Source organism: Kineosporia sp. NBRC 101677, assembly GCF_030269265.1.
Classification (GTDB): domain Bacteria; phylum Actinomycetota; class Actinomycetes; order Actinomycetales; family Kineosporiaceae; genus Kineosporia; species Kineosporia rhizophila.
Genome location: NZ_BSTA01000011.1, coordinates 269,578 through 292,052, shown reverse-complemented (window position 1 = coordinate 292,052; position 22,475 = coordinate 269,578). Strand labels below are relative to the sequence as shown.

The following is a 22,475-nucleotide window of genomic DNA, read 5'->3' as shown; positions in this document are numbered from 1 at the left end:
AACCGGCTCAAGCAGTTCCGTGGCCTGGCCACCCGTTTCGCCAAGCGAGCGGCCTACCACCGCGCCGAGATCGTCCTCGCCTGCATCGTTCTTCATCTCCGATGAAGATCCGCAGGACACGCCCTAGTCTCGGACACCAATGGACGCACGCGAGGGCACCGGGACAACGGGCAGGGATGCCCGCGTCGGCTCGGGCGAGGCCGGCTCGGATCAGGCTGGCTCGGGCGTGAGCGCTGCGGGTCAGGCTGGCTCGGGCGAGAGCGCTGCGGGCCAGGTCGGCTCGGGTCAGGCTGGTTCGGGTGAGGTCGGCTCGGGACAGGTCCGCTCGGGTCAGGTCGGCTCGGGCGAGGCAGGCTCGGGTCAGGTCGGCTCGGGTCAGGCGGGCTCGGGCGAGGACGCTGCGGGACAGGCCGATACGAGCGAGGCCGGCTCCAGCATGCCCCGCTCGTCCCAGCCAGGCCCGGACGACCTGGACGGCCTGCCCAATGTCGACGAGGAAGGCGAGACGGCCCCCGACATCGACCCCGCTCCGGACATCGACGTGCCCGGGGTGGACGAGGACGAAGACCCGGCCACCCGCATCTGGTTCCTCACTCCCTCCGAACGCGGCAACCCCTCGTCCACCATTGACCGCATTCCCCGCGACGACGGCCGCGGCTGGGTGGCCGGCAACCAGGTGCGTCCACTCGTCCATGGTGCCAACTACTTTCGTCGACTTTACGAGGAGCTGACCGCCCTCCGGCGCGGCGATCGTCTTTACTTCACCGACTGGCGGGGCGACCGCGACGAGAAGCTGCTGGACGACGGGCCGACCATCGGTGAGGTGCTGACCGGCCTGGCCCGCGACGGGGTGGACGTGCGCGGCCTGCTCTGGCGCTCGCACTCGGACAGCTTCGCGTTCAGTGCCCAGCAGAACCAGCGGCTGGGCACCGAGATCAACCTGGCCGGTGGGGAGGTGCTGCTGGACCAGCGGGTCCGGCGGTTCGGGGCGCATCACCAGAAGCTCTTCGTGATCCGGCACCAGGGAGAGCCCGAACGGGACGTGGCCTTCGTCGGGGGGATCGACCTGTGCTACTCCCGGCGCGACGACGCCGAGCATCGGGGCGACCCGCAGCAGGCCCCGATGGACGAGCGCTACCAGGGGCGGGCGCCGTGGCACGATGCCGCTCTGGAGCTGCGAGGGCCGATTGTCGGCGACCTGCTGCGTACATTCATCGAGCGCTGGGACGATCCGACGCCGCTGGACCGGCGTACGCCCTACCGGATGCTGATCCAGCGTCGGGCCCACATGCCGCGTCACCCGAAGAAGCTGCCCGAGACGTTTCCGGATCCGCAGCCCAGCGGGCGTCATGCGGTGCAGTTGCTGCGTACCTACGGCGCGAAGCGTCCTCGCTACCCCTTCGCCGAGAACGGTGAGCGCAGTGTGGCCCGGGCCTACGAGAAGGCCTTCAAGCAGGCGCAGAGCCTGATCTACGTCGAGGACCAGTACCTCTGGTCGCGGGTGGTGGCCGAGGGCATTGCCGATGCCCTGCGGCGGGCCCCGGAGTTGCGGGTGATCGCGGTGGTGCCGCGCTATCCCGACCAGAACAACCCGCCCAACCGGCTGGGGCAGCTCGACGCCATCAAGACCCTGAAAGAAGCCGCACCGGAACGGTTCGCGGTGTACGACCTGGAGAACCCGCAGGGCGTGCCGATCTATGTGCACGCCAAGATCTGTGTGGTCGACGACGTCTGGATGACCTGCGGTTCGGACAATTTCAACCGTCGCTCGTGGACCAACGACAGCGAACTCACCTGCGCGGTGCTGGATCCGGAGCACGACCCGCGCGAGCCCACCGCGCTGGGGGCCCGCCGGCTGCCGCGCGATCTGCGGCTCTCGCTGTGGGCCGAGCACCTGGGCATCCCGGAGGACGATCCCCGCCTGCTCGACCCCGTCACGGCCTTCGACCTGTGGAAGAGCACGGCCCGTGCCCTGGACGACTGGCATGCCCAGGGGCAGAGCGCGGAGCGGCCGAAAGGTCATGCCCGGCAGCACGATCCGGAGCCGATCGGCCGTCTGGCCCGGCTCTGGGCGACGCCGGTGTACCGCATGATCTACGACCCGGACGACCGTCCCCGCCGACTGCGTCCGAAGGTGAAGTTCTAGGGCGCGGTCTGCCGGTGGACCGCCTGGCTGAGCGCCTCGAGGATCGGCAGCTGCCCCTTGACCAGCTTGGTCGCTGCGGTCCGGAGGTCGAACCAGGCGGCCCGGTCCATCTCGGGGAACCACTGCATCTGGCCCGAGCCACGCGGCCACTCCATCTCGAACAGGTTGCTGGAGAACGTGCTGACGTCGTGCTCGCCGTGCACCGCAAAGGTGGTGATCACCTTGCCGCTGGACTGCTTGGTGTCACCGAGCTCCAGGTAGGGACCCTCCGGGGCGGGGGACCCCATCTCTTCCTGGAACTCCCGCAGCGCCGCGGTCAGCGCGTCCTCGCCCGGCTCGAACAGGCCCTTGGGGATCGACCAGGCGTGGTCCTCCTTGTGCGCCCACAACGGCCCGCCCATGTGCGCGATCAGCACCTCGAGATCGCCGTCGTGGTCGAACCGGTAGACCAGCATTGCTGCGCTTCTCGTCGCCACGGGCGCCATCATGCCCCACTCACCGCGTACCAGACCCCCTGGGAGATCGGCCGGTAGCCCAGACGCTCGTACAGGGGCAGGCCCATCTTGGTCGCCACCAGCCCGGATGCCATCTCGGGGCGGGAGGCCAGGATCGCCGTCATCAGCGCGGCCCCGAGCCCGCCACCGCGGTGAGCCGGCAGCGTGGCCAGCCAGTACACGCCCAGTAGTGCGCCGTCGTCGTAACTCACCGCCGCCGCTGCGGGCACTCCGTCACGCCGCGCCAGCCAGGTGCGCCACCCCGGGTTGCTCAGCACGGCCTTGGGCAGGAACCCGCCCGGCTGCCAGGGCTGCACCTCGGGGCGGGGGAAGCCCTCGACGATGACCTGCTCGGCCTGTTCCAGCTCGTCGGGCGTGGTGGCGATGGTCACGTCGACCCCGGGCCGCTTCACGACCTCGACCGGCTCGGCGGTGCGCAGCATGACGGGGTAGACGAACGGAGTCACGCCTTCGGGCACCACGACCCCGCCGACGCCGAACGAGTCCTCGACCATGTTCCGGCGCCCGAGGACAGGTAGTTCGAAGAGTTCGGCGATGCGTGCGGGCGACAGCGGGCGGCGGGCCACGACCTGGCCGCCGCCGGGGGTGTGCCGGGAGAACACGTCCTGGTCGTTGGGCAGGCCGCCGGTGGGCAGGTCCATGGCTCTCCAGCGGCCCTGGTTGTTGGCGTTGAACAGGTGGATCCCGGTGTCGCTCATGTAGTGCATCATCGACGCCGTGGGATCGAAGGAAGCAGGCCGGGGTCAGGTGCGTCGTCTGGATGCCCTCCTGCGGCGGACGGTGGCGCAGGGTGCGGCAGAGATCACGGCCGATCCGGAGCGGCCGGAGTCGTTCACCCTGCTGGTGGAGGGCACCGCCCAGTCGCACGTCGACCTGGCCGACCCCACCCGCCTGGAGTTCGAGTACATGCGCTGGCTCGGCTTCCTGATCGACCTGGCCGCCGAGCCCGGCCGGCCGCTGAACGTGCTGCACCTGGGCGGGGGCGCCTGGACCCTGCCGCGTTACATCGCGCACACCCGTCCCGGCTCCCGGCAGCGGGTGGTGGAGATCGACGAGCCGCTGATCGAGTTCGTCCGCGAGCACCTGCCGCTGCCGAAGAACTCCGGCGTGCGGGTGCGGGCCGGAGACGCCCGGGAGGTGCTCACCGGGCTCACCGAGGACAGCGTCGACCTGATGATCGTGGACGTGTTCAGCGGCGCCCGGATCCCCGCCCACCTGACCTCGGCCGAGTTCGTCGAGCAGGCCGCGCGGGTGCTGCGGCCGGGTGGGATCTACGCGGCGAACCTGGCCGACGGGCCCGGGCTGCACTTCGCCCGGGCGCAGGTGGCCACTGCCCAGACGGTGTTCGCCGAGACCATGATCGTGGCCCAGCCGCCGGTGCTGCGCGGCCGCCGGTTCGGGAACCTGGTGCTGGCCGCGAGCACCGGGCCGCTGCCCCTGCGAGGGCTGGCCCGGCGCACCGCCTCGGACGTGTTCGCCGCGCGGGTGCTGGCGGGCACCGACCTGGAGAACTTCGTGGCCGGTGCCCAGCCGGTGAACGATGCGCAGGCGCAGCAGTCACCGGAACCTCCGGACGGACTCTTCAAGGGCTAGAGCGGCTGCCAGTCGGGCCGGTTGGCCCAGATGTCGTCGTAGTACTCGCGCAGCTGCAGCCGGCCGGCGGCCGGTTCGTCGAGCAGAACCGTTGCGTGCCGGTGCAGTTGGACGATGGACGCGGGGCAGACGGCCGAGAGCGGACCCTCCACGGCGTGCGCCACGGCTTCCGCCTTGCCTTCACCGCTGGCCAGCATGAGCAGGTGCCGGCTGCGCCCGATGGTGCCCAGCCCCTGGGTGAGGACGTGCCGGGGCACCTCGTCGAGCGAGCTGAAGAACCGCGCATTGTCCTGCCGGGTGCGGGCGTTCAGCGTCTTCGGCCGGGTGAGTGAGGTGAGGGCGGAACCCGGCTCGTTGAACGCGATGTGCCCGTTCGAGCCGATCCCGGCGATCTGCACGTCGATACCGCCCGCGTCGATGATCGCCTGCTCGTAGCGGGCGCATTCGGCGACCGGGTCGGCGGCGGCGCCGTTCGGCCCCTGAACCGCTGCCGGCGGGATGTCCAGCCGGTCGGTGACCTCGCGCTGGATCACCGCCGCATAGCGTTCCGGGTGATCTTCGGGCAGGCCCACGTACTCGTCGAGCATGAAGGCCCGGGCGTGCGCGAAGCTCAGGCCCGCTTCCTTGTGCCGGCGGGTGAGCTCCTGGTAGAGCGGTTGCGGGGTGGAGCCGGTGGCCAGGCCGATCACCGGCTCGGCGCCGGTGCGCAACAGGGTCTCGATGATGTCGGCCGCCAGGGCGGCGGTCTCGGTGGCAGTAGGTAGGACAATGACTTCCATCAGCCCAGCAGTCCTTCGGTCCATTCCGGCGCGGGTGCGAAATACCAGTCGTAGACCAGGTTCCCCTCGACCAGGGTGGCCACGGGGAACTGGTCGTCATTGAGCAGAACCAGGTCGGCGACGCTGCCGGGCCGGATCCGGCCCAGATCGTCGCGACCGAGCAGGGCCGCCGGCACGGTGGTGGCGGCGGGCAGTACCTCACCGAGCTCGCGCCCGGTGAAAGTAGCGAGCAGGCGCAGGCACTGGTCGAGCGAGACGGCGCTACCGGCCAGGGTCGTGCCGTCGTCGGCCAGGCGGACCGAGCCGTTGCGGATGATCACCCGGCGGGAGCCGAGCCGGGCCTCGCCGTCGGGCTGGCCCAGGGCTGCGGTGGTGTCGCTGACGGCCAGGAAACGCTGGGAGCCGAGTGCGTTCCAGGTCAGCGACACCGTGCGCGGATGAACGTGCAGGCCGTCGACGATGACCCCGGCCACCAGACCGCCCCCGTCGAGCACGGCCCCGGCCGGCCCGGGCTGCTGATGGTGAAACGGGGTCATGGCGTTGTACAGGTGAGTCACCGCGCGGGCGCCCGCCGCTGCCCCGGCCTCGAACTGCTCGAGCGTGGCGGCAGTGTGGCCCATCGAGACCAGCACGCCCCGATCGGCCAGCTCACGGATCACTTCGAGGGCGCCGGGCAGTTCGGGCGCGAGAGTGGCCATCAGAACGCCCGACTCGGGATCCCAGCCCTCGATCAGGTCGAGGCTGGGAGAGCGCAGGAAGCGCTCGTCGTGGGCGCCCTTGCCGGCCGGGGCGAGCATCGGGCCCTCGAAGTGCAGGCCCAGGGGGCGCGCGCCGGCGGGAACCGCATCGGGGCGGCCGTCGGCCAGTACCTCCATGGCCCTCAACCGCGTACGGACGTCGGTGGTCACCAAAGTGGGAAGGAACGAGGTGACGCCGTAGCGGGGGAGGGCGGCCGCGACCCGCCACAGGCCTTCCGGATCGGCGGTGATGTCCACCCCGGCGGCGCCGTTGACCTGCAGATCGATCAGACCGGGGACGAGGGTCAGGCCGGTTGCGTCGAGGACCTCACCGGAGTGGGTCACGGGTGAGGAGACCGAACCGACCGAGACCACCCGGCCCTCGGCGAGCACCACATCGGCTCGCCGGCTCTGCCCGGTGACCGGGTCGAGCACCGAGGCTCCGGTGACGGCGGCGACCCGGGTGCCGCTCACGGCGACACCACCCGCGCTACCGCCGGGCTGTTCATGCGGGAAGGTCCCCGGCGAGCACACCCGGCACCAGCTCTGCGTCGGGGTCGATCTGCGACAGCGGCGGGTCGATCGCCAGCAGGGCGGCGCCGATCGCCGCGACCGGCTGGTCACGCGGCACCACGGTGAGCCGGGCGGCCAGGTCGAGACCCCGCAGGAAGTCCGATCCGGCCGCCTGCCGGTCGAGGGCCTTGGCCACGGCGTGCCGCAGCGGCTCACCGATCTCGGCCACGCCGCCACCCAGCACGATCAGGTCGACATCGACCGTGAGGGCCAGCATGCGCACCCCGGCGGCCAGCGAGTCGGCCACCTCGTCGCGCAGCGCCCGCGCCGCCAGGTCACCGGCGGCGGCCGCGTCGAACAGGTCCTGTCCGGAGGGCAGGTCGCTGCCCTCGCGGGTGCTCCAGCGGGCGGCGATGGCGCTGCCCGAGGCCACCGACTCCAGGCAGCCGCGCTGACCGCAGCTGCACAGCGGACCGGCCGAGTCGACCGGGATGTGCCCGATCTCGCCGGCCGCGTTGTGCGGCCCGCGGCGCAGTTCGCCGTCGAGCACGATGCCCGCCGCGATGCCGGTGCCGATGCTGAGGTAGGCCATGTCCACCCGGCCCAGCCGCAGGTGCGAGGCCGCGCCCAGGGCCGCCGCGTTGACGTCGTTCTCGACCACCACGGGCAGGTCGAGCCGCCGGCCCAGGAGCTCGGCCAGGGCCAGCCCGCCGGGGCCCACGCCCAGGTTGACCGCGTGGGTGATGCGACCACGGGCTGCGTCGACCAGCCCGGGGATCCCGATGCCGACGCCGCTGAACAGCTGCCGGGGCAGGGCCGGCGCACCGTTGTCGAGGCGCCCGTCGGGGTCGGCATCGAGCCGGCCGTCGAACCGGGCGGCCAGCTTGCGGGCCAGCGCGGTGAGCGCTCGGGCGGCGGTGTCGACCACCCCCTCGGGGCCCAGGCCGGTGTTCAGCCGGACCGACTCGACCACCCGGGCCCGCCCGTCCGGGGTCCCGGTGTCGACCGCGACGGCCAGCACCTTGGAACCGCCGATGTCGAGCCCGGCCAGCAACTTGCGTTCGATCACCGTGGGCCAAGCCTTTCCGCGGCTGCTCGCAGACTCACCGATGATCCTCCGTACGTCCATACCGCCACCGCGCCGGGCAACCCGGTGGGTTCACCCTCAGCATTCACGACCGGCCACCCGGTCTCGACCGTGACCAGATCCGGGCGTGCCCCGGCGATCCGCGCCAACCGGTCTGCCACCCACGTGTGCCGATGAGCATCCCGCACCAGTGCGACCAGGGGCCTGCCCTCCGCCTCGGCCAGGACCGACTCCAGATCGTCGGCCGGGGACAGAGAACGCTTCACCGCTCCCTCGAGCGGCAGCGTCCACGGTACCTCACCCGCGGCGATTCCCGGCGTGACGTGAAACTCAAGTAGCAGAGCGTGTTTCAGCACCGGAAGTTCGTCCGGAGCGCGCAGGAACAGGGCTCTGCGGGCGGCCTCCAGGTCGGCCTCCCCGTCCTGGTAGCCGCCCCCACCCGAGTCTCCGTTCCCGGAGACAGGCCCACGAGCGTCCTCAATCGGCGGTTCAGGCGCCAGAGAACCCGACTGCACCGCCCTGACCAGGGCATCCACCCGCCCGGCCGCGTCCGCGAGCCGTTCGGCCGGAAGCCGGCCGTCCGCGACCGCGGCCACGATGTCGTCCACGATCCAGCTCACGATGGGTTCCATCTGGCCGGGCTCGCGCTCGGGACCGATGCACAGCAGGTCGGCTCCGGCCGCCAGGGCCGCCACCGCCGCCCGCCCGGTGCCCCCGTAGGGCCGGGCCACGCCCACCATGTCGAGGGCGTCGGTGACGATCACCCCTTCGAAACCCATTTCTTCACGAAGGATCCCGAGAACCGCGGGACTCGTCGTGGCCGGGTTCACCGGATCGACCGCGGCCAGCACCACGTGCGACGTCATCACCGCGGGCACCCCGGCGGCCACCGCCGTCGCGAAGGGGGCCAGTTCGCGCTTACGTGCCGTCTCTTCGTCGATGTCCAGCCGGGGCATCGACAGGTGCGAATCCTCCACCGTGGCACCGTGTCCCGGGAAGTGCTTGATGCACGAGGCGACCCCGGCCGAGTGCAGCCCGGAAGCGAAGGCGACCACGTGCCGTCCCGCCAGCTCCGGAGTCGCCCCGAAGCTGCGCACCCCGATCACCGGGTTGTCGGGCTCGCAGTTGACGTCGGCCACCGGTCCCAGATCCAGGCCGATCCCGATGTCCCGCAAGCGTTTACCGATACCGGCGCCGACCGCCCGGGTGAGCGCCACGTCGTTCACCGCTCCGAGCACCGCATGCCCGGCCGTACGGCTGCCGCTGCGAGCGTCCAGGCGGGTCACGTCCCCGCCCTCCTCGTCCAGGGTGACCAGACAGCCGTCCGGAGAACTCTTGTGGATCTCCTGCACCAGGTGCCGGGCCTGATCGTCGGAACCGGTCAGGTTGGTCCCGAACAGGCACACCGAGCCCAGGCCCTGGGCGATCCTCTCCTGCATCCACCCCGGCAGCGTGGTGCCGTGGAACGACGGCATGAGGACGCGGTGGGCCTGTCGTACGACCTGTTCTTCGGTGCTGCTCATCCCTTGACCGCCCCTGCCACGAGCCCCTCGGTCATCCGTCCCTGCACGATCATGAAGAACACGATGACCGGAATCGCCATCAGCGTCGAACCGGCCATCACGCCGCCCCAGTCGGTGCCCTTGGCGCCCTCGTTGAACGTCTGCAGCCACACCGGCAGGGTCTGGTTCTCCGGCTTGTTCATCAGCACCAGGGCGAAGGTGAACTCGTTCCAGGCCTGGATGAAGGCGAACGTGCCGGTGGCCACCAGCCCCGGCGCCATCAGCGGGAACGTGACCTTGGTGAAGGCCTGGAAGCGACTGCAGCCGTCGACCATGGCCGCCTCCTCCAGCTCCAGCGGCACCCCGGCGACGAACCCGCGCAGCGTCCAGATCGTGAACGGCAGCACCACCACCAGGTACACCAGGGTCAGGCCGAACACGGTGTTCACCAGCTGCCAGCCGTCCAGCACCTTGAACAGCGAGATCACCATGGCCTCGGCCGGGATCATCTGCACCACCAGCACGGCCACGATGAAGCTGGTGCGGCCGCGGAACCGGAAGCGGCTCACCGCCACGGCCGCCAGCAGAGCGAACACGATCGCCACGACCACGGTGATCAGCGTGACGGTCAGGCTGTTGCGCAGGGCGCTGACGAAGTCACCCTGGTCGAACGCCTTGCGGTAGTTGCCCAGGGTCGCGTTCCAGGGCAGGAAGTTCGGGGTGTCGCTCTGGATGTCCACACCGCGCTGGAACGAGGTGTTGATCATCCAGTACACCGGGAACATGGCGACCAGGACCACGACGACGGCGGCGAGGTTGGCGGCCAGGTCTCCGGGCTTGCGCCGGCGCTTGTTGGCTCGAACGACGGACGTCGGTGCCGCCTCGGGCGGCCGGCTCACCTTGGGTGGGCTGGTGAGGCTCACAGCTCCTCCTGACGGGTGATCTGGCGCAGGTAGAACACGGTGAACAGCAGAGTGATCAGGAGCATCACCACGGCCACGGCGGCGCCCACGTCGAACTTGTTCTCGCCGAAGGCCAGCCGGTACGCGTACACCCCGAGCACATTGGTGTCGCGGGCGATGCCGCCGGCCTTCTGCAGCACGTAGAACTGGGTGAACACGCGCAGGTCCCAGAGCACCGACAGGGCGGTGAGGATCAGGATCACCGGGCGCAGGAAGGGCAGGATCACGTAGCGGAAGCGCTGCCAGACCCCGGCGCCGTCGAGCTCTGCGGCCTCCAGCACCTCACCGGGCACCTGGGTCAGGCCGGCGTAGAGGGTGAAGGCGACGAACGGGATGCCCATCCAGACCACGATGATCAGCGCGACGCCGAAGAACGACCAGGGGTTGCTCAGCCAGGAATGGCCGTGGAAGTCGCCGCCGAACTGCGAGAGCAGCCAGTTGACCAGACCGTAGCGGGTGTCGAAGAGCCACTGCCAGACCACCGTGGCCGACAGCGGGGGCATGGCCCAGGCGAACAGCAGCGAGACGATCAGGGCCATCCGCAGCACCCGGCCCACCCGGCGGGTGAGCAGGGCCACCAGCATGCCCAGCACCATGGTGAGAACGACTGCGGTGGCGCAGAATCCGATGGTCCGGGCGAGCACCACCCAGAACTGCTGATCCTTGAAGATACCGGTGTAGTTGTCCAGGCCGACCCAGTCCGGCGGGGCGCCGAACTGCTGCTTGAGGCCGAACTTCTGCATCGACAGCACGAACAGCCGGCCGAACGGGTAACCCAGCACCAGAACCAGCACCAGGGTGGCCGGCAGCAGCAGGCCGTAGGGCAGAGCTCGTACGGCCAGCTTCTTGGGGGGTGCCCCCGGCACAGGCTTTTCGGCCTGTGCCGGGGTCATCGGGGGGAGAGTGGTCATGGTGCTTACTGGTTCAGGGCCGAGGCGATGGCTTCGTCGGCGGTCTTGGCCTCGGCGGCCACGTCCTTGCCCTGGGCGATCGCGACCAGCATGTCCGGCAGCACGGAACCGGCCTCGACACCGGCCCAGTTCTCGCTGGCCGGGGTGAAGCGGGTGTTCTCGGCCGCCTTGGCCTGGGCCTCCGCGGCCTCGTCGCCGGTGACCTGACCCAGCAGCGACTTCTTCACCGGCAGCAGGCCGAGGTCGGCCAGCTTGGTCTGGTAGCCCTCACTGGCCATGATCTTGAGCAGGCTGTAGGCGAGCTCCGGGTTCGCCGACTTGGCCGAGATGGCCAGGTTGGAGCCACCCAGGAAGGCCGGGGCGGTGGTGCCCGGCGCCTTGCCCGGCAGGGCGAACGCGCCGATGTTCTTCTCCATCTTGGGGCAGCCGTCGTCCTCGTTCAGGATCTGGCCGACCTTCCAGCCCGGGCCCATCAGCATGCCGATCTTGCCCTTGCAGAAGTCCAGGTAGTCCTTGGCCTCGTCGGCGTCCTTGGGCGCCGCGGACGCCTCGTCCATGATCTTCTTGACCGTGGTCAGGCCGGCCACCGACTGCGGGCTGGACAGCTTGCCCACCCACGCGTCGCCCTCCTTGACCGCGATGTCGCCACCCTCGTCCCAGATGAAGGGCAGTGCGGCGTACCAGTACTTGCCCGGGTAGTAGATCCCGGAGAAGTCGGCCTCGGCGGCGTTCTCCTGCTTGAGCTTGATCCCGGCGTCCACGAACTCCTGGGTGGAGGTGGGGATCTCCAGGCCGGCCTTCTCGAACAGGTCCTTGCGGTAGACCACGATCCGGGCGCCGCCGTAGTAGGGCACGCCGTAGAACTTGCCGTCGTAGCTGCCCGACTCGACCAGGCTCTGCACCAGGTCGTCGCCGCCGAGCTCGGCCTTCTTGTCGGAGATGTCGTACAGCGCGCCGGCGGCCTCGAAGGCCTGCGCCTGGGTGTTGCCCAGCTCCACCACGTCCGGGCTGTCGCTGCTGGACAGCGAGGTGGTCAGCTTCTCCACGATGCCGGTCCACTGCTGCCGCTCGAACTCCAGCTTGGAGCCGGGGTTCGCCTTCTCGAACTCGGCCTTGGCGTAGTCGACCAGCTCCTGCGGGGTGTCCTCGCCGTTCAGCCACAGCCGGACGGTGCCGGTCTTGGCCTCGCCTTCGTTGCTGCCGCCGGACGTGTCGTCGCTGTCCCCACCACAGGCGGACAGGGCGAGGGCGGTGGCGATGCCCACCGCGGCCAGAGCACGGATCTTCACGGGGTTCCTCCGTTGGAACGAGAGCGAAAATGGGTGTGCGGGATCTACGGAACGGCTTCGTGCCGTTCCGTTTCGGTGCTGGTTCGGTTTTTGCGGCTGGTTCGGGTTTTTCGGCTGGAGCGGTTTTCGGAGTGCCTGATCTCTAGGAGACGCCGAGTTCGCCGGACAGAACGAGGACGGCCGAGCCGAGCAGGATGCTGTTCTCGTGGAGCGTGGACAACCGGATCTCGAGGGCCTGCCCGACCACCGGCAGCACGCGCCGCCGGATCGCCGTGCGGGCCGCATCGAGGAGAGCGCCGCCGAGCAGGTCCGGCGGGCCGGTGAGCACGACCTCGCCGAGGTCGAGCGTGCTGATCACCGGGGCGAGCGCGATCCCGAGGCTGGTCCCGGCCTGGGCCAGTACCTCCTGCTGCTCGGGATCGGGCAGACCGGCGAGTCTTTCGCGGAGATGGGTGACCGACAGCAGGCGCTCCAGGCAGCCGGAGCGGCCGCAGGCGCAGGGCAGCCCGGGCTCCTCGACGATCAGGTGCCCGATCTCACCGGCGGCGAACCGGTCGCCGCGCACCAGAGCCCCGTCGAGCAGGATCCCGGCGCCCACACCCATCCCCACCGTGAGGACGAGAACGCCACTGGCCCGGTTGTTCTCGTTGGTTCCAGTCGCAGCCTCGGTCTCGGAGGCGCCGAAGCTGTGTTCGGCCAGGGCGGCGGCGTTCGCGTCGTTGGCCACGTGCACCGGCCGTTCCAGGGCCTTGCTGAGCACCTCGGCCAGGGGCATGCCCGCCCAGCCGAGGTTGGGGGCGCTGACCACGGTGCCGTGATGGTCCACCACGCCGGGGCTGCCGACCCCGATGCCGAGCACCGGTCGCTCGGCCAGCTCGGTGAGTTCGCGGGCCAGTTCGGTGACGGCGGTGGCCGCCGCCTCGCCGGTGCGGCCCTCGCGCGGCACCTGGCGGGTGACCAGGATGTTGCCGGCCAGGTCGAGCACCGCGCCGCGGAAGAACACGTCGGGGGAGAGGTCGAGACTGACGATGTGCGCCGCCGCGGGCTCGAAACCCACCAGCGTGGCCGGTTTCCCGACCCGGGCGGTGCCGGCCCGGGTGCCCAGCTCGACCGCCAGCCCTTCCGTGATCAGCTCGCTGACCAGGGCGCCGATCGTCACCGGGGTGAGGGACGTGACCCGCGCCAGGTCGGCCCGGCTCTGCGGACCGTCGCTGTACAGCGACTGCAGGACCAGGGACCGGTTGTAGACGCGGGCCTGGCCAGGCATGACCTTGGTGGTCGGGCGGAGGGCCCTCCCGGGGGTGGCTGGCATTTTTTTAGTGAAGCGTCTTTATAAAACGCCGTCAAGGCCTGAAGCGCCTGGTTCTGGTCTTGTTCCCCGGTCGTGTCCGCTGACCGTGTTCGCTGGTTGTGTCCGCTGGTCTTGTTCTCGGGTCTTGTTCTCGGGTTGTGTCCGAGGATATGCCTGCGGCCCGCGACCGTCTGGTCGCGGGCCGCTCGGCTCCTGCCTGGTGCTGGGGCTGGTGCTGGGGCTCGGATCAGGCCAGGGCGGCCTTCACGGCTTCTTCCAGCGAACGGGTGGGCCGACCGAGCAGGCGGGACAGGTTGCCGGTGCCCACGTGCAGTTCACCGTCGCGGATGCCGCGGTCGCAGTCGGCCAGGATCTCGTCCAACGGGGCGGGCAGGCCGATGCTGCTCAGCACCTGCCGGAACTCGTCGGTGGGCAGGTCGTTGTAGGCCACCTCACGGCCGGACTGACGGCTGATCTCGGCGGCCAGCTCGGACAGCGTGAACGACTCGTCGCCACCCATCTCGTAGACCTCGCCCCCCTCGGCGTTCAGCAGCGCCTCGACGTCGGCCTCGGCCAGGTCGGCCCGGCTCGCCCCGCTGACCCGGCCGCCACCGGCGGCGCCCGCGATCGAGCCGCGCTCGAGGTAGCCGGGGATCTGTGCGGTGTAGACCTCCAGGTACCAGCCGTGGCGCAGCAGCACCACGGGCAGGCCCGAGGCCATGAGTGCGGCCTCGGTGGCCAGGTGGTCGGAGGCCAGCTTCATGGTGGTGGTGCCGGCGTTGGCGATGCTGGTGTAGGCGATCAGGCCCACGTTCGCGGCCTTGGCGGCGTCGATCACGTTCTTGTGCTGCGGGATGCGGCGGCCGGGCTCGCTGGCCGAGATGAAGAGCACCTTGTCGGCGCCCCGGAAGGCCTCGGCCAGGGTGTCCGGCCGGTCGTAGTCGATCACCTTGAGCTGGATACCGGTGTCGGCCAGGTCGGCGAGCTTGGACAGGTCCCGTCCGCCGGCCACGATCTCCCCGGCCGGGACGCCCTTGCGGAGCAGGGCCTCGAGGGCGAGACGGCCGAGCTGGCCGGTGGCGGCGGTGACGACGATGGTCATGGGAGTTCCTTCCGGTGGTGCTGCGGTCTGCTTGCCTGATGGTCAAGGCCAGCCTGGCCAGGAGACTTCCCAGTCGAAAGTACCCACTTTCAGGTAAGGTACTGTCCGGCTGGAAAGTATCCAGCGTGATGGGGTGAAGCAGATGACGGTCGGGCTCAAGCAGATCTTCGCCGGCGGCGCCCTCGCGCAGGACTGTCCCAGTCGGGTGGTGCTCGACCACGTGACCAGCAAGTGGGGTGTGCTGGTGGTGATCGCCCTGGACGGGCGCACGCTGCGCTGGGGTGAGCTGCGCCGGGCGGTGCAGGGCATCAGCGAGAAGATGCTGGCCCAGACCTTGAAGACGTTCGAAGCCGACGGTCTCGTGGTGCGCCACGCCCGTCCGGTGATCCCGCCGCACGTGGAGTACAGCCTCACCCCGCTGGGCCAAGAACTGGTGGCGTTGTTGCAGCCCTTGCTGGTCTGGGCTGCGAACAACGCCGACACAATGCTGGCTCGCGACTGAGGCTCAGCTCAGGGCGGTTCTCACAGCCTCGGCGAGCGAGGTGGTGGGGCGGCCCAGCAGGCGGGAGAGGTCACCGGTCTCGACCAGCATCTCGCCGTCGCGTACGCCCCGGTCGGCGTCGGCCAGCAGCCCGTCCATCGGAGCCGGGATCCCGAAGCTGTTCAGCAGCTCGCGGTATTCGCCGGTCGGAAGGTCAGCGTAGGCAATGTCTTTGCCCGACTGCCGGCTCACCTCGGCCGCCAGTTCCGTGAGAGTGAACGCCTCGTCCCCGCCCATCTCGTAGATCTCGCCGCCCTGGGCGCCGAGCAGCGCCGCGATGTCGGCCTCGGCCAGGTCGGCCCGGGTGGCCGCGCTCACGCGGCCCGCGCCCGCCGAGCCCACGATCGTCCCTTGTTCGAGTGCAGTTGGGATCTGGTCGGTGTAGTTCTCGGTGTACCACGCGTGGCGGAGCAGAACCGAGGGGATGCCAGAGGTTTTCAGTGCGAGCTCGGTCGGCTTGTCCTCGTCGGCCAGTCGCACCGTGGTGCGGTCGCAGTGGGCGACGCTGGTGTAGGCGATCAGCTCCACGCCGGCGGCACGGGCCGCGTCGATCACGTTCTGGTGCTGCCGGACCCGCTGGCCGATGTCGGTGCCGGAGATGAACAGCACCCGCTCGGCGCCGGTGAAGGCTGCGGTCAGGGTCTCAGGCCGGTCGTAGTCGATCACCTTCAGATGGACGCCCTGCTCGGCGAACTGCCTGAGCAGCTCCAGGTTTCGCCCTCCGGCTACGATTTCATGGGCGGGAATGCCCTTTTTCAGCAAGGCCGGGAGTGCGAGCCGGCCGAGTTTGCCGGTGGCGCCGGTGATGACGATGGACATGGGTATTTCCTTTCGGGATGGTTGCTCGCGGGTGGGGCGGGAGTGGGGACGAGTTCTGCTGAGCCGGAAAGTCAGGCCTTCATGGGGTTCTGGTCGGGCCTTCGTCGGGCTCGAGTCGGGCCTTCGTCGGGCTCTGGTCGGGCCTTCGCCAGGCTTTGGACGGGCCTTCGTCAGGCTCTGGTCGGGCCCTTCGTCAGGCTTTGGACGGGCCTTCGTCAGGCTCAGGTGGGGCCTTCGTCGGGCTTTGGTCGGGCTTTGGTCGGGCTTTGGTCGGGCTTTGGTCAGGCGGCCTTTGTGAGGCCGAGCGTCAGGCTGAGGGCGGCGGTCAGGCAGGCGGCGGTGCGCACGTGGTTCCAGGCAGTCCAGCGGGTCAGGTAGTGCTGCCAGTGCTGGGCGATGTCGGCGCTGCTGGGGTTCAGGGCGTCCAGGGCGTTGTTCATCGGCACGTTGAAAGCGCCGGTCACACCCACGCCGCCCAGCAGGTACAACGCGGCCCCGGCCAGGAGCAGTGCCCGGAGCGACCCTTCCGTGCTGCGCAGCGCGATCACGGCGACCGCCACAGCGCCCGCCCCCGTGGCGAAGACGGCGATCATCAGGGGTGGGCGCAGCGCGGTGACGTTGATCCCCTGCATGGCCGCGACCGCCTGGCCCGGTGCCACCCGGTTCAGCCCGGCCATCACGAAGCCGGAGAAGGCGAACAGGACACCGGCGACCAGGCCGCAGCCGACTGCGGTGAACACGACGACAAGCTCTGAGGTGCGGCTCAATTCGCTCATGAGTCCATTGAGCCCGGGTTGCTGGAAACTTCCCATCCTTGATCGGCGCAGGTGCATACGCATGCGTCCAAGCCACTCGTCGCCGGCCGGTCAGAAGGGGGGTTCACCGTATTCGGGGTAGGTTCCGGTCGGCTCACCCCAAGGAGCGTGGGGTGGTCGGGCCAACGCTGGTCTCGCGGCGGCTGGCGTGGTCGGGACGGCCTGTGCGGCTGTGGCGGCCTGCAGGGTCTGCGTGGCTGTGTCGGCTTGGGTGGGTTGGGCACTTGTGGTGGCTTGGGTGGTTCGGGTCTGCGTGGCGTGGGGACCTGTGGCGGCCTGCGCTGTCTTGGCTGTCTTGGCTGTCTCGGCGGCTTGGAGGGCTTGAGCGGCTTGCTTGGCCTGCCTGGCTGCGGCTCGCCGGGACCGGTCCTTCTGGTCGGCCTGCCACTGCAGTTGCCGCAGCCAGCTGCGGGTGCGGCGGGCAGTGCGCTCGGCCGAGGACATCAGGTCGGTCCGCGAGAACGTCCCGTCGGCGTCAGGCAACGAGGGGGCGCGAGTGGGCAGGCTCCACCCCGGCATGCCAGGCAGACGCGGTGGTGGACTGCTGTGCTCGGCGCCGTCCGGGGTGGTCCAGATGATCGTGCCGGGCGGACAGAGATCTTCCGGCCGAGCCAGGCGAGCGTGCCATTCGGCGAAGGTCTTGAGGCGATGATGGCCACGGCAAGCCGGATGAAGATTGCAGGCGCAGGACAGGCCGCCCTGCTGAAAAGGCTTGAGATGGTCCAGATCACACTTGCTGGCCGGGGTTGTGCAGCCGGGGAAGGTGCACACGGGATAGCGGGCGGTGACCTGGTTGAACAGGGTGCGGCCGGGGCGGTATCGATCAACCTGTGCCTGGTTGTGGTCGAGACCTATGGGGCAGGCGGGTTCAGTGCCTGGGGATGCGCCGGGGTCTTGGTCAGTGGCCACGTCGCTGTCGGCATTGCCAACGGCCGTGCCTGCGTGATCATGCGTGCAGGCGCCGGGCAGGACCATGAGGGTCACTTGCCCCGGTGCCACAGCGAGTCGGCGGGCTTGCTCAGCCGTGATGACGCCATGGCCCTGCAGCAGACCCGGGATGTTGTCGAGGCCCAGCAGCGTGGTGTCGGTGATCGTCACTACCAGGTGAGGGCCACGTCTTCCGGAGCGCGGCAGATCTCGAAGACGCCACCAGGCCGGAACCAGGCCCGACGGCACCGGTGGAAAGCCCAACCTGGTGAAACTTTCCTGTCTACGGACCTCGTCAGCATCCTGCTGCTCTTCGGGCCGGCGGTGGGGGGAGTCTGAAGTCGGGGCGGAGGAAGCGGCGGGATCGTCTTCGGTGGTCTTTCGGTTCGAGGTTTGCTCTGTCTGCTGCTTCGCAGATGCGTCAGCGTTGGTCCCGCTCGAGCGGTGCGCATTCGGGCCGGTGGAGGACTCAGAGCTGCTGTCGCCTTCTGCGCTGTCGCGTTCTTCGCTGTGCTGGTCGCCGCGGTCGCTGTTTCCGCGGTCGCTGTGTGCGCGGTCGCTGTTTCCGCGGTCGCTGTCTTCGCCGTCCCTGTCTTCGCCGTCGCTGTGTGCGCGATCGCGTTCGCTGTTGACGCGTTCGCCGCTGGACTCGTCTTCGCTGCCAGGGTCCTCGCAAGGGTCGTCACGGACCTCGTTGCGGGGGTCAGGCACCAGCGGAATGTCCACCCCCTCGGACAGGGCCTGTACGAGGGCAGCCAGCACATCGGCCCGCCGCTGCGCATGGGTGCGACCGTCGGGCACGCCGTCGGCCTCGGCCTGGTCGCGAGCCGCATCGGCTGCTGCGTCGAGGAAACCGTCCAGCAACTGGCCTGTCTCGGCCGAGATCAGTGCCGTGACCAGAGCCATGCCGTCTGGTCGGGCCTCTATATCTACGTGCCGGCCGCGCAGGGCCTCGGTGTGGCGAGCGGCGCCACCGTCCGGCTCGAGCTGGAGCAGCAGTTGCTCGATCAGCCGCTCCAGCTGCCCGTAGGTCAGCCCGGGAGCCTGACCGGCCAGCAGTGCTTCGAGCAGGAGCCAGGACTCGTCTCCTGGTTCCAGATCCGGAAGTTCGTCACAGGCCTCGTGCAGCTTGCGGGTAATCAGAGAGGCACGGCGCAGGTCCAGGCGCCCCTGGTCCAGCAGGGACATGATGCGCGGCAGATCCTGGGTGAGCCCGACCGCGACGGCGATCTCGGCCGCCATGGAACGGGGGTGACAGGTGAACTCGGGCGCCAGGCGTGAGGCAACCAGTTTCTGCGACGAGATCGACCAGGCCGAATTCTGTTCTGCGTCAAGAGGATCGGGGGATTCGGTGCCTCGGCGCCGGGCTGGGGGCACCACCTTGACGGCCTGAGTCAGGGCGTGCAGCTGAGCAGCCTGCAACTGCCGGATCACCAGTTCGCGGGCCACCACTGCACGGTGCCAGGCGTACGCCGCCCCGGATGCTGTGCCGCTCGGGCCGCTCGGGCCGCTCGTGCCGCTCGGGCCGCTCGGGCTGGTCGGGCAGTTCACGCCGCCGAGCGCGTCCAGCTCCTGCAGCAGCCACTCGAAGACTTCCCTGACCGGCCCTGGCGACCCAGCCCCGACGCGTCCTTCAGCCAGCGCACCCATGCCCAACACCCCCGTCCTCAATTACTTTTCGCGACCCCCATCGCGACAGCAACCAGACTAGGCCCGACCACCGACAAAACCGCCCAAGCCCGGATCCGGCGGTCGAAACCCCAGCTCAGCTCGGGGTGGAGTGATTTACAGTTGATCACCATGGACGGGATGTCGGCACTGCTCGACGGGCCTCGGGCCCGCGAGGCGTTCCTGCTGCGCTCCACCCTGACCGCGCCCTGGTCGATGAAGATCGCCGACGAGGCCGCACTGACACTCTGCTCGGTGGTCTCCGGCCGGGGCTGCGTGATGCCGGCCGAAGGGGGAGTGCGGTGGCTCGGGCCGGGTGACGTCTCCCTGTTCAAGGGGCCGCGGCCGTACGTGGTCGCCGACGATCCGGCCACCCCGCCTCAGGCGATCGTCCTTCCGGGGCAGGTGTGTGTCACGCCCGACGGGCTGCCGGTGCTGATCTCCACTCTCGGCACCCGCAGCTGGGGCAACGACCCGAACGGCGAGACGGTGATCGTCACCGGTTCCTACCAGCTGCCCGGTGAGACCAGTCGCCGGCTGCTGGACGCCCTGCCTGAGCTGATCGTGCTCACCGGCGAGGAGTGGGGCAGCCCGTTGCCCGCGCTGCTGAACGAGGAGATCGTGAAGGACGAGCCGGGGCAGAGCGCGATGCTCGACCGGCTGCTCGACCTCACCCTGATCAGTGCGCTGCGGGCCTGGTTCGCCCGGGCCGACGGGGCTGCGCCGGGGTGGTACCTGGCCTACGGCGATCCGGTGGTGGGACCGGCGCTGCGGCTCATGCAGGACGAGGTGGCCCGCCCGTGGACGGTGGACTCGCTGGCCGCCGAGGTCGGGGTCTCGCGGGCCGGGCTGGCCCGGCGGTTCCGCGAACTGGTGGGTGAGCCGCCGATGACGTTCCTGACCAGCTGGCGGCTCGACCTGGCGGCCGACCTGCTGCGCTCGCCGGACATGACGTTGAGTGCGGTGGCCCGGCAGGTCGGGTACAGCACGCCGTTCGCGCTCAGCGCGGCGTTCAAACGAGTGCGGGGGATGAGTCCCAGCGAGTACCGGGTGTCCGCCTGAGACTGTCGTACCCAGGGCATAGGGTGAAGAAAGAAGCCCAGATCGTGTGGCTTTGTTCTTCCTGCAGATGGGACACAGTGGTGAGTGAGATCCTGGTCGTTCTGGAGCGCGAGATCGTGGCCCCGCCCGATGTCACTTTCGACGCCCTGGCCGACTACACGATCATGCGGCCGAAGATCCTGCCGGAGCAGTTCACCGGTTACGAGGTCACGGCCGGGGGTACCGGCGAGGGCACCCACGTCACCTACGACCTGCACGCCACGAAGAAGCGGGTGCGGCACGTCGAAGCCGTGGTCACCGAGCCGCCGGCCGGGCAGCAGTTGCTGGAGTCCGACACCCGGTCCACGCTGCGGGTGCTGTGGGACGTGGCGGCCGCCCCGAGCGGCAGCCGGGTAACGGTGAAGATCACCTGGCAGGGGGCGGGCGGTGTGAAGGGCTTCTTCGAGCGTACTTTCGCCCCCGGTGGCCTGAAGCGCATCTACGGCGAGAAGCTCGACCGGCTGCAGCAGCAGATCGCGCAGGACGCGCCGTGAGCTCCGGCCCCGGCCAAGGCCAGTTGTCCGACCCCGGCCAAGGCCGGCTGTCCGGCCCTGGGCGGGAGGCGGTGGCCACCGTCACCGGCTCGGCCTACGCCGAGGCGATGCCCGACCGCGCCCGTCTGCATCTGCGGGTGCAGGTGGCCGGACCTTCGGAGAAGGCGGCGACCGATGCGTTCGCCCACGCCCTGGCCGGGGCCCGAAGCCTGCTCGACGAGCTGGGCTGCACCTACACGGTGGGCTCGGTGTCTTCCTGGGACGGCGGCAGGGAGCAGGAAAAGCGCTCCCGGCACCAGGTCTGGAGTCAGATCGTGGTCACGGTCACCGATCTGGACCTGCTGCCCAGGCTGACCGAGCGGGTGCTGGAGACCGAGCGGCTCGGGGTGGATCATCTGGAGTGGGAGGTGAGCAACCTGCGCGAGCTGCGCCGCGAGGCCCGGGTGAAGGCGATCGCCGAGGCCCGGGAGGCCGCGAAAGACTATGCGGCGGCGCTGGGTCTGCGGCTCGGCCCGGTGGTCGGGGTGAGCGATCCGGGCTCCGGTGGTGTGCATCCGATGGGCGTTCGCCAGTCGTTCGCGGCCCGGGCCAAGGGTGAGGCGGGGGATCGGCCGCAGCTCGACCTGAGCAGTACAGAACCGGTACGCGTTGAGGGGATGGTTACGGTTTCGTTCGTGCTGGAGGGTGATTCGAGCCAATAAAGGACGGGGGTGGGCACGTTCGCGGGAACGAACGGGTGGACGTTGTGGTGGGTGGGGTGTGCGGGCTGGCGCTGGCCGCTCAGATGGGGCCTCGGGTGCCGGCCGCTTCGTGGGGGTGTCGGATCGGGTGCTGGCAGGTCATGCGCTAGCGGATCATGCGTCGGCGCGGTACGTTCGCCGGGCGTCGCTGTCGGGGCGCACCGGCTTCGGACCACGGACGGGATCTGACGATGAGCGAGATCAACGAGTACCAGGCCACTTTCGACCTGATCGACGTCGACTCCGACGGGCTGATCTCGGCCGCCGAGCTGAAGAACCTGATGGTGGCGCTGGGCGCGGCCGAGGTGACCGACGAGGCCGCGGTGGCTGCGCTCGCGGCGATCGACGCAGACGGCGACGGGCTGGTGTCGCTGCCCGAGCTGGCCGATTACCTCAGTCAGAACGCGCCTCGCTGAGACCTTTTCGCGTGGGTGGTGGTTGAGGCCGGTCGCGTACGAGGTCGTTGGGGCCGGGCGCGTGCGGGGTGGCTGAGGCTGGTCGCGTGTGAGGTCGCTGGGATCTGTCACGCGCGAGGTGGCTGGGGCCGGTTGCGCGCGAGGTGGCTGGGCCGGTTGCGTGCGACGTGGCTGAGGTGTGCCGCGTGTGAGGTTGCCGGGATCTGTCACGTGAGGGGTGGCTGAGGCCGGTCGCGTGGAGGTCCTTGGGGTCCTGTCGCGTGTGAGGTGGCTGAGGCCGGTTGCGCGCGAGGTAGCTGAGGCTGGTCGCGTACGAGGTCGTTGGGGCTGGTCGCCTACGGGGTGGCTGAGGCTGGTCGGGTGTGAGGCCGTTGGGGCCGGTCGCGTACGGGGTGGCTTAGGCCTGCCGCGTGCGAGGTGGCTGGGATCCGTCACGCGGAGGTGGCTGGGGTCTGCCGCGTGTGAGGTCGCTGGGATCTGCCGCGCGGAGGTCGTTGGGGCCGGTCGCGTGTGAGATGGCTGAGACC

Annotated in this window: 22 protein-coding genes; 7 read left to right on the top strand and 15 right to left on the bottom strand. The window is 69.9% G+C overall.

Annotated features, from left to right (window positions below; genetic code table 11):
* Positions 1-7 precede the first annotated feature (7 nt).
* Positions 8-364, bottom strand: coding sequence for a pentapeptide repeat-containing protein (locus tag QSK18_RS36085; RefSeq protein WP_352396680.1), 357 nt, complete (start codon positions 362-364; stop codon positions 8-10).
* 72 nt (positions 365-436) lie between these two features.
* On the opposite strand from QSK18_RS36085, the gene QSK18_RS28600 reads away from it, so the two are divergent.
* A complete protein-coding gene (locus QSK18_RS28600) occupies positions 437-2,146 on the top strand; it encodes a phospholipase D family protein (protein ID WP_352396679.1) in 1,710 nt (569 codons plus the stop codon).
* Here QSK18_RS28600 and QSK18_RS28595 read toward each other — a convergent pair.
* Both QSK18_RS28595 and QSK18_RS28590 read right to left on the bottom strand, forming a co-directional pair.
* On the bottom strand, positions 2,143-2,622 hold the full coding sequence (locus QSK18_RS28595; RefSeq protein WP_232813470.1) for an NUDIX hydrolase: 480 nt from the start codon (positions 2,620-2,622) through the stop codon (positions 2,143-2,145). The genes QSK18_RS28600 and QSK18_RS28595 overlap by 4 nt on opposite strands.
* An 8-nt stretch (positions 2,623-2,630) precedes the next feature.
* On the bottom strand, positions 2,631-3,359 hold the full coding sequence (locus tag QSK18_RS28590) for a GNAT family N-acetyltransferase (RefSeq protein WP_285625374.1): 729 nt from the start codon (positions 3,357-3,359) through the stop codon (positions 2,631-2,633).
* A 49-nt stretch (positions 3,360-3,408) separates the two neighbouring features.
* On the opposite strand from QSK18_RS28590, the gene QSK18_RS28585 reads away from it, so the two are divergent.
* Positions 3,409-4,254: a spermidine synthase gene (locus tag QSK18_RS28585; protein ID WP_285625370.1), complete on the top strand. Its 846-nt coding sequence runs from the start codon at positions 3,409-3,411 to the stop codon at positions 4,252-4,254.
* Here the strand turns inward: QSK18_RS28585 and nagB are convergent.
* The 9 genes from nagB to QSK18_RS28540 form a co-directional block, all read right to left on the bottom strand.
* The gene (gene nagB, locus QSK18_RS28580) at positions 4,251-5,033 is read right to left on the bottom strand and encodes a glucosamine-6-phosphate deaminase (protein WP_232813467.1); all 783 of its coding nucleotides are present in this window, start codon (positions 5,031-5,033) and stop codon (positions 4,251-4,253) included. The two genes, QSK18_RS28585 and nagB, sit on opposite strands and share 4 nt — an antisense overlap.
* On the bottom strand, positions 5,033-6,244 hold the full coding sequence (nagA, locus tag QSK18_RS28575) for an N-acetylglucosamine-6-phosphate deacetylase (RefSeq protein WP_285625366.1): 1,212 nt from the start codon (positions 6,242-6,244) through the stop codon (positions 5,033-5,035). The genes nagB and nagA overlap by 1 nt, the downstream gene beginning before the upstream one ends.
* 31 nt (positions 6,245-6,275) lie before the next feature.
* Positions 6,276-7,352, bottom strand: a complete 1,077-nt coding sequence (locus QSK18_RS28570) for an ROK family protein (protein WP_285625363.1) — start codon at positions 7,350-7,352, stop codon at positions 6,276-6,278.
* Positions 7,349-8,893 carry a glycoside hydrolase family 3 N-terminal domain-containing protein gene (locus tag QSK18_RS28565; protein WP_285625360.1) on the bottom strand — a complete coding sequence of 515 codons (1,545 nt, stop codon included), beginning with the start codon at positions 8,891-8,893 and terminating at the stop codon, positions 7,349-7,351. Before QSK18_RS28565 ends, QSK18_RS28570 begins: the two co-directional genes overlap by 4 nt.
* The gene (locus QSK18_RS28560; protein ID WP_232813463.1) at positions 8,890-9,795 is read right to left on the bottom strand and encodes a carbohydrate ABC transporter permease; all 906 of its coding nucleotides are present in this window, start codon (positions 9,793-9,795) and stop codon (positions 8,890-8,892) included. The genes QSK18_RS28565 and QSK18_RS28560 overlap by 4 nt, the downstream gene beginning before the upstream one ends.
* Complete coding sequence (locus QSK18_RS28555; RefSeq protein ID WP_285625356.1) at positions 9,792-10,727, bottom strand: carbohydrate ABC transporter permease; 936 nt, start codon at positions 10,725-10,727, stop codon at positions 9,792-9,794. The genes QSK18_RS28560 and QSK18_RS28555 overlap by 4 nt, the downstream gene beginning before the upstream one ends.
* Positions 10,728-10,750: 23 nt before the next feature.
* On the bottom strand, positions 10,751-12,034 hold the full coding sequence (locus QSK18_RS28550) for an extracellular solute-binding protein (protein ID WP_232813461.1): 1,284 nt from the start codon (positions 12,032-12,034) through the stop codon (positions 10,751-10,753).
* A gap of 142 nt (positions 12,035-12,176) precedes the next feature.
* The gene (locus tag QSK18_RS28545) at positions 12,177-13,346 is read right to left on the bottom strand and encodes an ROK family protein (protein WP_285625351.1); all 1,170 of its coding nucleotides are present in this window, start codon (positions 13,344-13,346) and stop codon (positions 12,177-12,179) included.
* Between the two features lie 226 nt (positions 13,347-13,572).
* Positions 13,573-14,427, bottom strand: a complete 855-nt coding sequence (locus QSK18_RS28540; RefSeq protein WP_285625348.1) for an SDR family oxidoreductase — start codon at positions 14,425-14,427, stop codon at positions 13,573-13,575.
* Between the two features lie 142 nt (positions 14,428-14,569).
* Here QSK18_RS28540 and QSK18_RS28535 point away from each other — a divergent pair, with 142 nt between their 5' ends.
* Positions 14,570-14,929, top strand: a complete 360-nt coding sequence (locus tag QSK18_RS28535; RefSeq protein ID WP_232813497.1) for a winged helix-turn-helix transcriptional regulator — start codon at positions 14,570-14,572, stop codon at positions 14,927-14,929.
* Positions 14,930-14,932: 3 nt separating this feature from the next.
* Here the strand turns inward: QSK18_RS28535 and QSK18_RS28530 are convergent, their stop codons facing one another.
* The 3 genes from QSK18_RS28530 to QSK18_RS28520 all read right to left on the bottom strand — a co-directional run bounded on the left by QSK18_RS28530 (position 14,933) and on the right by QSK18_RS28520 (position 18,978).
* Positions 14,933-15,787: an SDR family oxidoreductase gene (locus tag QSK18_RS28530; protein ID WP_285625345.1), complete on the bottom strand. Its 855-nt coding sequence runs from the start codon at positions 15,785-15,787 to the stop codon at positions 14,933-14,935.
* A gap of 281 nt (positions 15,788-16,068) precedes the next feature.
* Entirely contained in the window at positions 16,069-16,563 is a 495-nt protein-coding gene (locus QSK18_RS28525; RefSeq protein ID WP_285625342.1) for an anthrone oxygenase family protein, read from the bottom strand.
* 90 nt (positions 16,564-16,653) lie between these two features.
* The gene (locus tag QSK18_RS28520) at positions 16,654-18,978 is read right to left on the bottom strand and encodes an HNH endonuclease signature motif containing protein (protein WP_285625339.1); all 2,325 of its coding nucleotides are present in this window, start codon (positions 18,976-18,978) and stop codon (positions 16,654-16,656) included.
* A 351-nt stretch (positions 18,979-19,329) separates the two neighbouring features.
* Here QSK18_RS28520 and QSK18_RS28515 point away from each other — a divergent pair, with 351 nt between their 5' ends.
* The 4 genes from QSK18_RS28515 (at position 19,330) to QSK18_RS28500 (ending at position 21,948) form a co-directional block, all read left to right on the top strand.
* Positions 19,330-20,259: an AraC family transcriptional regulator gene (locus tag QSK18_RS28515; protein WP_232813455.1), complete on the top strand. Its 930-nt coding sequence runs from the start codon at positions 19,330-19,332 to the stop codon at positions 20,257-20,259.
* Between the two features lie 80 nt (positions 20,260-20,339).
* Positions 20,340-20,792, top strand: a complete 453-nt coding sequence (locus QSK18_RS28510) for an SRPBCC family protein (RefSeq protein WP_285625335.1) — start codon at positions 20,340-20,342, stop codon at positions 20,790-20,792.
* Positions 20,789-21,493: an SIMPL domain-containing protein gene (locus tag QSK18_RS28505; RefSeq protein WP_232813453.1), complete on the top strand. Its 705-nt coding sequence runs from the start codon at positions 20,789-20,791 to the stop codon at positions 21,491-21,493. The genes QSK18_RS28510 and QSK18_RS28505 overlap by 4 nt, the downstream gene beginning before the upstream one ends.
* Positions 21,494-21,723: 230 nt before the next feature.
* Positions 21,724-21,948 (top strand): EF-hand domain-containing protein, encoded by a 225-nt coding sequence (locus QSK18_RS28500; RefSeq protein WP_232813452.1) that lies wholly within the window; start codon positions 21,724-21,726, stop codon positions 21,946-21,948.
* Positions 21,949-22,475: the final 527 nt, after the last annotated feature.

Bases quoted from the DNA above. Each gene is read 5' to 3' on its own strand.
- QSK18_RS28600 (WP_352396679.1), top strand. From the start codon at position 437: ATGCCCCGCTCGTCCCAGCCAGGCCCGGACGACCTGGACGGCCTGCCC.
- QSK18_RS28590 (WP_285625374.1), bottom strand. From the start codon at position 3,359: ATGAGCGACACCGGGATCCACCTGTTCAACGCCAACAACCAGGGCCGC.
- nagB (WP_232813467.1), bottom strand. From the start codon at position 5,033: ATGGAAGTCATTGTCCTACCTACTGCCACCGAGACCGCCGCCCTGGCG.
- QSK18_RS28565 (WP_285625360.1), bottom strand. From the start codon at position 8,893: ATGAGCAGCACCGAAGAACAGGTCGTACGACAGGCCCACCGCGTCCTC.
- QSK18_RS28555 (WP_285625356.1), bottom strand. From the start codon at position 10,727: ATGACCCCGGCACAGGCCGAAAAGCCTGTGCCGGGGGCACCCCCCAAG.
- QSK18_RS28545 (WP_285625351.1), bottom strand. From the start codon at position 13,346: ATGCCAGCCACCCCCGGGAGGGCCCTCCGCCCGACCACCAAGGTCATG.
- QSK18_RS28540 (WP_285625348.1), bottom strand. From the start codon at position 14,427: ATGACCATCGTCGTCACCGCCGCCACCGGCCAGCTCGGCCGTCTCGCC.
- QSK18_RS28535 (WP_232813497.1), top strand. From the start codon at position 14,570: ATGACGGTCGGGCTCAAGCAGATCTTCGCCGGCGGCGCCCTCGCGCAG.
- QSK18_RS28530 (WP_285625345.1), bottom strand. From the start codon at position 15,787: ATGTCCATCGTCATCACCGGCGCCACCGGCAAACTCGGCCGGCTCGCA.
- QSK18_RS28525 (WP_285625342.1), bottom strand. From the start codon at position 16,563: ATGAGCGAATTGAGCCGCACCTCAGAGCTTGTCGTCGTGTTCACCGCA.
- QSK18_RS28515 (WP_232813455.1), top strand. From the start codon at position 19,330: ATGGACGGGATGTCGGCACTGCTCGACGGGCCTCGGGCCCGCGAGGCG.
- QSK18_RS28500 (WP_232813452.1), top strand. From the start codon at position 21,724: ATGAGCGAGATCAACGAGTACCAGGCCACTTTCGACCTGATCGACGTC.